The 6,172-nt window shown below is 63.0% G+C and carries 8 protein-coding genes; 7 read left to right on the forward strand and 1 reads right to left on the reverse strand.

Going from position 1 to position 6,172, the window contains the following annotated elements:
• From AC5DC2_RS17645 to AC5DC2_RS17665, 5 genes are all read left to right on the forward strand, one after another.
• The coding region (locus tag AC5DC2_RS17645; protein ID WP_491699418.1) for an extracellular solute-binding protein at positions 1–546 on the forward strand (546 nt) is incomplete at its 5' end.
• A 5-nt stretch (positions 547–551) separates the two neighbouring features.
• Positions 552–2,294 carry an ABC transporter permease gene (locus AC5DC2_RS17650; protein ID WP_491699419.1) on the forward strand — a complete coding sequence of 581 codons (1,743 nt, stop codon included), beginning with the start codon at positions 552–554 and terminating at the stop codon, positions 2,292–2,294.
• Complete coding sequence (locus AC5DC2_RS17655) at positions 2,282–3,307, forward strand: MBL fold metallo-hydrolase (RefSeq protein ID WP_491699420.1); 1,026 nt, start codon at positions 2,282–2,284, stop codon at positions 3,305–3,307. The genes AC5DC2_RS17650 and AC5DC2_RS17655 overlap by 13 nt, the downstream gene beginning before the upstream one ends.
• 3 nt (positions 3,308–3,310) lie before the next feature.
• Entirely contained in the window at positions 3,311–3,910 is a 600-nt protein-coding gene (locus tag AC5DC2_RS17660; RefSeq protein WP_024709461.1) for a protein-tyrosine phosphatase family protein, read from the forward strand.
• Positions 3,911–3,917: 7 nt separating this feature from the next.
• Positions 3,918–4,937: a LacI family DNA-binding transcriptional regulator gene (locus AC5DC2_RS17665; protein ID WP_491699421.1), complete on the forward strand. Its 1,020-nt coding sequence runs from the start codon at positions 3,918–3,920 to the stop codon at positions 4,935–4,937.
• Here the strand turns inward: AC5DC2_RS17665 and AC5DC2_RS17670 are convergent.
• Positions 4,928–5,116 carry a hypothetical protein gene (locus AC5DC2_RS17670; protein ID WP_491699422.1) on the reverse strand — a complete coding sequence of 63 codons (189 nt, stop codon included), beginning with the start codon at positions 5,114–5,116 and terminating at the stop codon, positions 4,928–4,930. The genes AC5DC2_RS17665 and AC5DC2_RS17670 overlap by 10 nt on opposite strands.
• A 204-nt stretch (positions 5,117–5,320) precedes the next feature.
• On the opposite strand from AC5DC2_RS17670, the gene AC5DC2_RS17675 reads away from it, so the two are divergent.
• Both AC5DC2_RS17675 and AC5DC2_RS17680 read left to right on the forward strand, forming a co-directional pair.
• Positions 5,321–5,566 (forward strand): hypothetical protein, encoded by a 246-nt coding sequence (locus tag AC5DC2_RS17675; RefSeq protein ID WP_491699423.1) that lies wholly within the window; start codon positions 5,321–5,323, stop codon positions 5,564–5,566.
• A gap of 60 nt (positions 5,567–5,626) precedes the next feature.
• The coding region (locus AC5DC2_RS17680; RefSeq protein ID WP_491699424.1) for a transglutaminase N-terminal domain-containing protein at positions 5,627–6,172 on the forward strand (546 nt) is incomplete at its 3' end.

Here is a 6,172-nt window from a genome sequence, read left to right on the forward strand (position 1 = left end):
GACCTTCTGGTCGAAGACAATCGCGGCATGATCGCGGTTCCGAGCCCGCTTTATTCGGGTGCTGCGCTGAACCACCTGCACGCCCTGATCAACACGCCGGAAATCGGCTGGACCTTCTATGAGGGCCTCAACGACCTCGACATCGTGCCCGAAGGCGGCAACGGTCCGGCCACCAAGGCCGTCGCCTCCGGCATGGCCAAATACGCCATCATCGTCGACGCCAACACGCTGCGCGCCAAGGCCGACGGTTCGCCCGTCGACTACATCGCGCCCAAGGAAGGCGTTTCCTTCATCGGCGAGCCGGTCGCCATCATGAGCACGACCGAACACGAGGAAGCCGCCAGGAAATTCGTCGATTTCCTGCTCTCGAAGGAAGGCCAGGAACTGGTCTCCGCCCAGGGCAATATCCCGCTTCTGCCGGGCGTCGCCGCGCCGGAAGGCTATCCCGATCTCTCCTCGATGAAGCTGATCGGCTATGATGTCGATGAAGCCGTCGAAAGCAACGAACAGGTGCGCGAGCAGTTCGCCGATATCTTCGGCCTGTAACCGCAATGTCCGTATCAACCGCAACGACGGGAGAGCGTCCGATATGGACGCTCTCCACCCTTGGCAGCCTGCTGCGCAATGAGCGCACGCTGATGCTGGTGCTGGCGCTGTTTGTCGGCATCCTGTCAATTCTGCCGCTCGGCCGGCTCGTTTACGCCGCATTCGTCACGGGCACGGGTTTCGAGCTCGATCGCATAGCCGATGTTCTGGGCGGCCGCCGCGTGTTCGAAGCGACCGTCAACACGATCTGGATTTCGCTTTCAGCCACCGCGCTTGCCACGGTCGCCGGAACGCTCGCTGCACTTCTCGTCGGCGCCAGTGACATGCGCGGGCGGACTGCCTGGGTGTTCGGATTCGTGCTGCCGCTGATGATCCCCCCGCAAGTCATCGCGCTCGCCTGGGTTCAGGCCTTTTCGCCGGCAAGCCCGGTGATGAACCTGTTGGGTTTCTCGCTTCAGCCCGGTATGCGCCATCCGCTCTATTCTGCCGGCGGCATCGTCCTTCTGCTCGGTCTTTATAACGCACCGCTGGTCTTTCTGGCCGTTCGGGCCAACCTGCGCCGCGTTCCCGCTGATCTGGTGGAAGCGGCCCGCGCAGTCGGCGCCACACCCTTGAGAGCGACGCTTGGCGTCATCCTGCCACTGATCCGCGGCGGCATCTTCGCCGGAGCAGCGCTTGCCTTCGTCTCATCGATCGGCAATTTCGGCATCCAGGCAATGCTCGGCATACCAGCCCGCGTTCCGACCCTGATCACGCTCATCTACCGGCAGCTGAATTCCTATGGTCCGTCGGCGCTCAACGACATGGCGCTTCTGGCCCTGCTGCTGGCCGTGCTGACCATTCTCGGCATGGGCACTGCCGGTTTCCTGAGCCGCATGGGCGACCAGCGCGTCGATGGCGTTTCCAGGCCGTTCAAGTTCCCGCTCGGGCATTTCCGCCTTCCGGTCACGGCTCTGGCGTGGGGTTATCTCGTGTTCGCGCTGGCGCTGCCGCTTTCGGCTCTTGCCGGCTCGGCACTGGTGCGCGGCTACGGACAGCCGCTCAATCTGGAGACGCTGACCTTCGAGAATTTCTCCAATGCGCTCTTTCATCACGAAGGCATTCGGGAGGCGTTTTTCACCAGTCTTTGGCTGACGGGGCTCGCTGTTGCGATCCTCATTCCCGTTTCGCTCGCGCTCGGCTATTTTCTGAGCTGGCGTCGGGGCGTCGCGCCGCGCCTGCTCTACCTCTCCTCCCAGCTTGCCTATGCGCTTCCCGGCATCATCATCGGCGTCGCCATGATCCTGTTTTTCCTGAAGCCACTGCCGGTTCTCGGGACCAGCCTCTACGGCACGGTCTGGGTCATCCTCGCGGCCTATCTCTCCAATTTTCTGGCATTGGCATTGCAGCCTGTCCTGGGCGGTTTCGAACAGATCGAGCGCTCGCTGGACGAGGCCGCGCAAGTGGTTGGCGCCGGGATTTTCCGCAGGCTCAAGGATATCATATTGCCGGTCCTCGCCCCGGCCGCCGCGGCCTCCGCCATCCTTGTCTTCATGACGGCGATCAACGAGATCCAGACGTCGGTGCTGCTGGTTTCCTCCCGCGCCCAGACCATCGGTCCGATGATCATATTCCTCGAGGAAGCCGGATCGTCGACGCTGGCCGCCGCTGTCGGCTGCCTGATGGTGCTGGTCATCCTCACGCTGATGCTTGTCAGTCTCACTTTCGCAAGAAGGCTTCCGCAAGGAGTGCTGCCTTGGCACGACTGAACGTGATCAGCGGCCTGAACCGCAAGAGCGCCGCCATCGCTCTGGTCGAGGCGGGCGGCAGACGTATCCTGTTCGATTTCGGCGACGGCCTGGATGCCGGCGAGCATCCCGACATCGATGTGATCGGCGCCGTCGATGCTGTCTTCCTCAGCCATGCGCACAAGGATCACGCCGGTTCTCTTGAGCGTCTCGGCGAGATCGGTAACCCGGCGGTATTCGCGACCGAAAGAACCCTCGATTTCCTTCGCGGCAGCCTTTGTCCGGAAACGGCGCATGCTATTCCCGAGCGGGGCTCTTTCGATGTCGACGGGCTGAAGCTTTCGACCGGCCGCTGCGGCCATGCGCCTGGCGGTGTCTGGTTCCACATGGAGACGGAGAAAGGCGGTTTCATCTACACCGGGGATATCAGCCTCGAATCGCAAGGCATGCCTTTCGACTATCCTCCTCAGGCAGCCACGCTTCTGGTCGATGCATCCTACGGTGACCGCGAACAGGATCTCGGCGACCAGATTTCGGCAATGGCCGACTATGCCAGAGGAGGCGCCGTGCTGTGCTGCCCCGCTGCCGGTCGTGGCACGGATATGGTGCTGGCGATGGCCTCGCATGGACTTGCCGTGCACGTCAGCGCGGCGGTCGGCGAGGAAGTGGAAGCGGCGACGGGCGAACGGTTTCCGGTCGTGAATGGCGAAACCGCGCAGCCCTACCAGGTGATTGTCGCGACGGAATCCAACGCCGAGGCCGGTCTTTCGGCCGAACTCCTGAAACGCGGCGGATTCCGCTTCGTCTTTTCAAGCCATGTCCCGAACGGCACGCCGGCAGCGGCCCTGATCGGGCGCGAAGAGGCCGTCTGGCTTCCCTGGAACGTCCACCCGCGCAAGCATGATATCCTCGCGCTTGCCGAGCATTGCGGTTCCCGGCAGGTTCTGCCCGCCTTTGTCGACATGGCCATGGCGCCGGAACTTGCCCATGCCCTCGGCGCGCGGCTAAGACTGGAAACCGAGACGGAGATATAGACCATGACGGAAAAACGCCTCGGCATTCCCGACCATGTTCCCGAAGCCGAAGCGCGCGAGGATGTCCGCCCGCTTCTATATCCGGTGATCGAAGGTTTCGGCCCGCACGAGAAAACGCTCTATCTCGGCAATCTCGCGGCGGCGGAAGACGCAGGCTGCCTGCTTGAAGCCGGGATCACCGAAACGCTCAACGTTTCGATCAACATGTTTCCGGGCCCGCTGAGGCTGGCCGATGGCACGCATGTCCGCCGCTACCAGCTCGGCATGATCGACGGCGCGGGCAACAGCCCGCATCTTCTCGCCGCAGCCGTCCACACCGTCGAGGGCCTGATGCGCGGCTATGTTCCGGCCAAGCCGCATTACCCGAAACATCGCAAGGGCCATGTTCTGGTCCATTGCCGCGGCGGGCGCTCGCGCTCGGTCGTGTTGATCGCGCTCTGGCTGTCCGCCTTCGCGGGCGACAGTTTCGACGGCTTCGATGCCGCGCTCGCTCACCTGCGCGCCTTGCGCGGCCTGGACGAGAGCTACCCCCTGCCGCCGATGCTCGCCCTTGCCGAAGAGGTCAGGCTGCGCAATCTGCTTGGCGCGGCGCGCTGGACATAGGTACGCCATGGTCGAGAAATTTGTTTCCGCATCCGATGTCGCCCGTCTGGCCGGGGTTTCCCGCTCGGCCGTCTCGCGCACCTTCACCGAGGGGGCCAGCGTTGCGCCGAAGACCCGAGCCCGGGTGATGAAGGCGGCAGAAGAGCTGGGCTACCGGGTCAACCTCCTCGCCCGCACGCTGCACAAGGAACGCTCCGATCTTGTGGGCCTTGTCGGGGCGAATCTCTCCAACCCCTATATCTCGGCACAGGTCGATGCGCTGACCGCGGCGCTTTACGAAAACGGACTGCAATGCATGCTGCTCAATCTGGCAGGTGCGCGGGACGATGTCGAAAACGCACTCGCAAAACTGCTTGAATACCGGGTGCGAACGGTGGTCTTGCTGTCGGGAGCCGTGCCGGACACGCTGATGCGGCTCGCCGCGGCCAATGGCACGCGTCTCGTTCTCATCAACCGGCCGCTGCCGGAAAATATAGGCCTTGTCGACCAGATCGAGGCCGATTCGGCTGCCGGCGGCGCGCTTGCCGCACAGCGGCTGATTGCGGCCGGCTGCCGCAACGTGGCCGTTGTCGTGTCGGAATCCCGCACCTCCGCCAAGCTGGCGCGCGCAGAGGCCTTTATCGCCGTGATGGAGGAAAACCGGGTGCCGGTCAGCCAGTGGAGCCAGGGTCGGAACAATTATGAGACAGGTATCGAAGCAGCGCGCAGCCTGCTCGCAAAGCCCGGCATTGACGGGATTTTCGGCGTGACCGACGAAATCGCGCTCGGTGTGATGAATACGGCGCGCCATGAGCTTGGCCTGTCCGTTCCGGGCGATGTCTCGGTGATCGGGTTCGACGATGCTCCGATTTCCGACTGGTCCTCGCACCGGCTGACCACCGTCCGCCAGTCGCTCTCCTCGCTGACCAGCGCCACGCTGAAGGCAATCACCGGCCCGGCGCGTGCCCCCTCCTCCCACCATTTCATCCCCGTCAAACTGGTCGAACGTCAATCGGTGCGGCCCGCCAGATCGGCAGATCAAGGCTGAGGAGGCTGAAACTGATCGCGCGCCGGCGGCATGGTCCAGCGCGTCTCCTTGCACCGTTTTCTTGCGCTCATGTCCCGCGCCATCAGCTTCTCGGCCGCAAAGCGGATCATCGCGCGGCGCAAATCGGCATCGACGCTCTTCCCAGCGAGCGAGCGCAAAGCCATCATGCCCTCGGTCATCTGTGATCTTTCCGTCAGGTCGGTCTTCGCCAACCCGCCCCTGCCGGAACGCCGGCGACCTCCCGCGGGCTACACCACGCCACGTGGCACGACCCGAAAGCTTACCTATGTGGGATTTATCGTGTAAGGTGACAGAACAGCGCGATGTAATGAAAAGTTGTCTCGCGGCTTGCCAAAAGGCTTTTCTCCAACGGGATTAAACACATGAACGAATTCGACTATATGGTCGAAGCTGCCCTCTATCCCGGTCGCAAGGCCAAGGGAAGCCGCAGCCCTCGCTATAAACGGTTTGAGACCGCTGCGGACGCGGTGCGTTTTGCCGTGGAAGAGAGGGAAGGCTGCCGGCTTCGGGGATCGGTGCTGGAGATTGACGAAAGCCGCTACGACGACAGGCAGATCCGCATGCTCTACGACGCGCCGGATTACCCGCTCGCGCGCGGCAAGAAGTGATGCAAGAGGCCGGTCTCAAGGGCGTATCGCGGCACTGTCCGCTGTGCAGGTAGGTGTTGAATGACGGTCTTTTCGGTGCGTCATCTCACGGTCTATCGCTATCGACGGCCGGTCGGTTTCGGGCGTCACTGGCTGATGTTCCGGCCCCGCGACAGTTTCGACCAGACGCTCTTGAGCTGCATGCTGAAGGTTTACCCGCAGGACGCGCGCATTCACTGGATCCACGATGTCTTCGGCAATTGCGTCGCGCTCGTCGATGTCGGCGTTTCCGCCTCGGAACTCAGCTTCGAGACCACGATCGAGGTTGATCACACGGCGCACATCCCGCTCGATCTGGAGATGGACCACAGGGCATCCGGCTTCCCCTTTGCCTATGACGCGGAAGAAGCCATCGATCTTGAGAAGACCATTGCGCGGCACTATCCCGACCCCGGCGATGAGGTCGGGCGCTGGGCGAAACGGTTCGTGCCCTATGGCAATACGGCGCGCACCGGCCATGTGCTGATGACGCTGTGCAACGGGATCAGGGAGAGTTTCAGCTATGTTCGGCGCAGCGAATACGGCACCCAGACGCCCGGCGAAACGCTTGCGCTTCGCAGCGGCACC

This window comes from Martelella sp. (assembly GCF_984369615.1).

What these genes read in the sequence shown, in the direction of transcription:
- AC5DC2_RS17650 (WP_491699419.1), top strand. Translation starts at nt 552, where the DNA reads ATGTCCGTATCAACCGCAACGACGGGAGAGCGTCCGATATGGACGCTC.
- AC5DC2_RS17660 (WP_024709461.1), top strand. Translation starts at nt 3,311, where the DNA reads ATGACGGAAAAACGCCTCGGCATTCCCGACCATGTTCCCGAAGCCGAA.
- AC5DC2_RS17665 (WP_491699421.1), top strand. Translation starts at nt 3,918, where the DNA reads ATGGTCGAGAAATTTGTTTCCGCATCCGATGTCGCCCGTCTGGCCGGG.
- AC5DC2_RS17670 (WP_491699422.1), bottom strand. Translation starts at nt 5,116, where the DNA reads ATGACCGAGGGCATGATGGCTTTGCGCTCGCTCGCTGGGAAGAGCGTC.
- AC5DC2_RS17675 (WP_491699423.1), top strand. Translation starts at nt 5,321, where the DNA reads ATGAACGAATTCGACTATATGGTCGAAGCTGCCCTCTATCCCGGTCGC.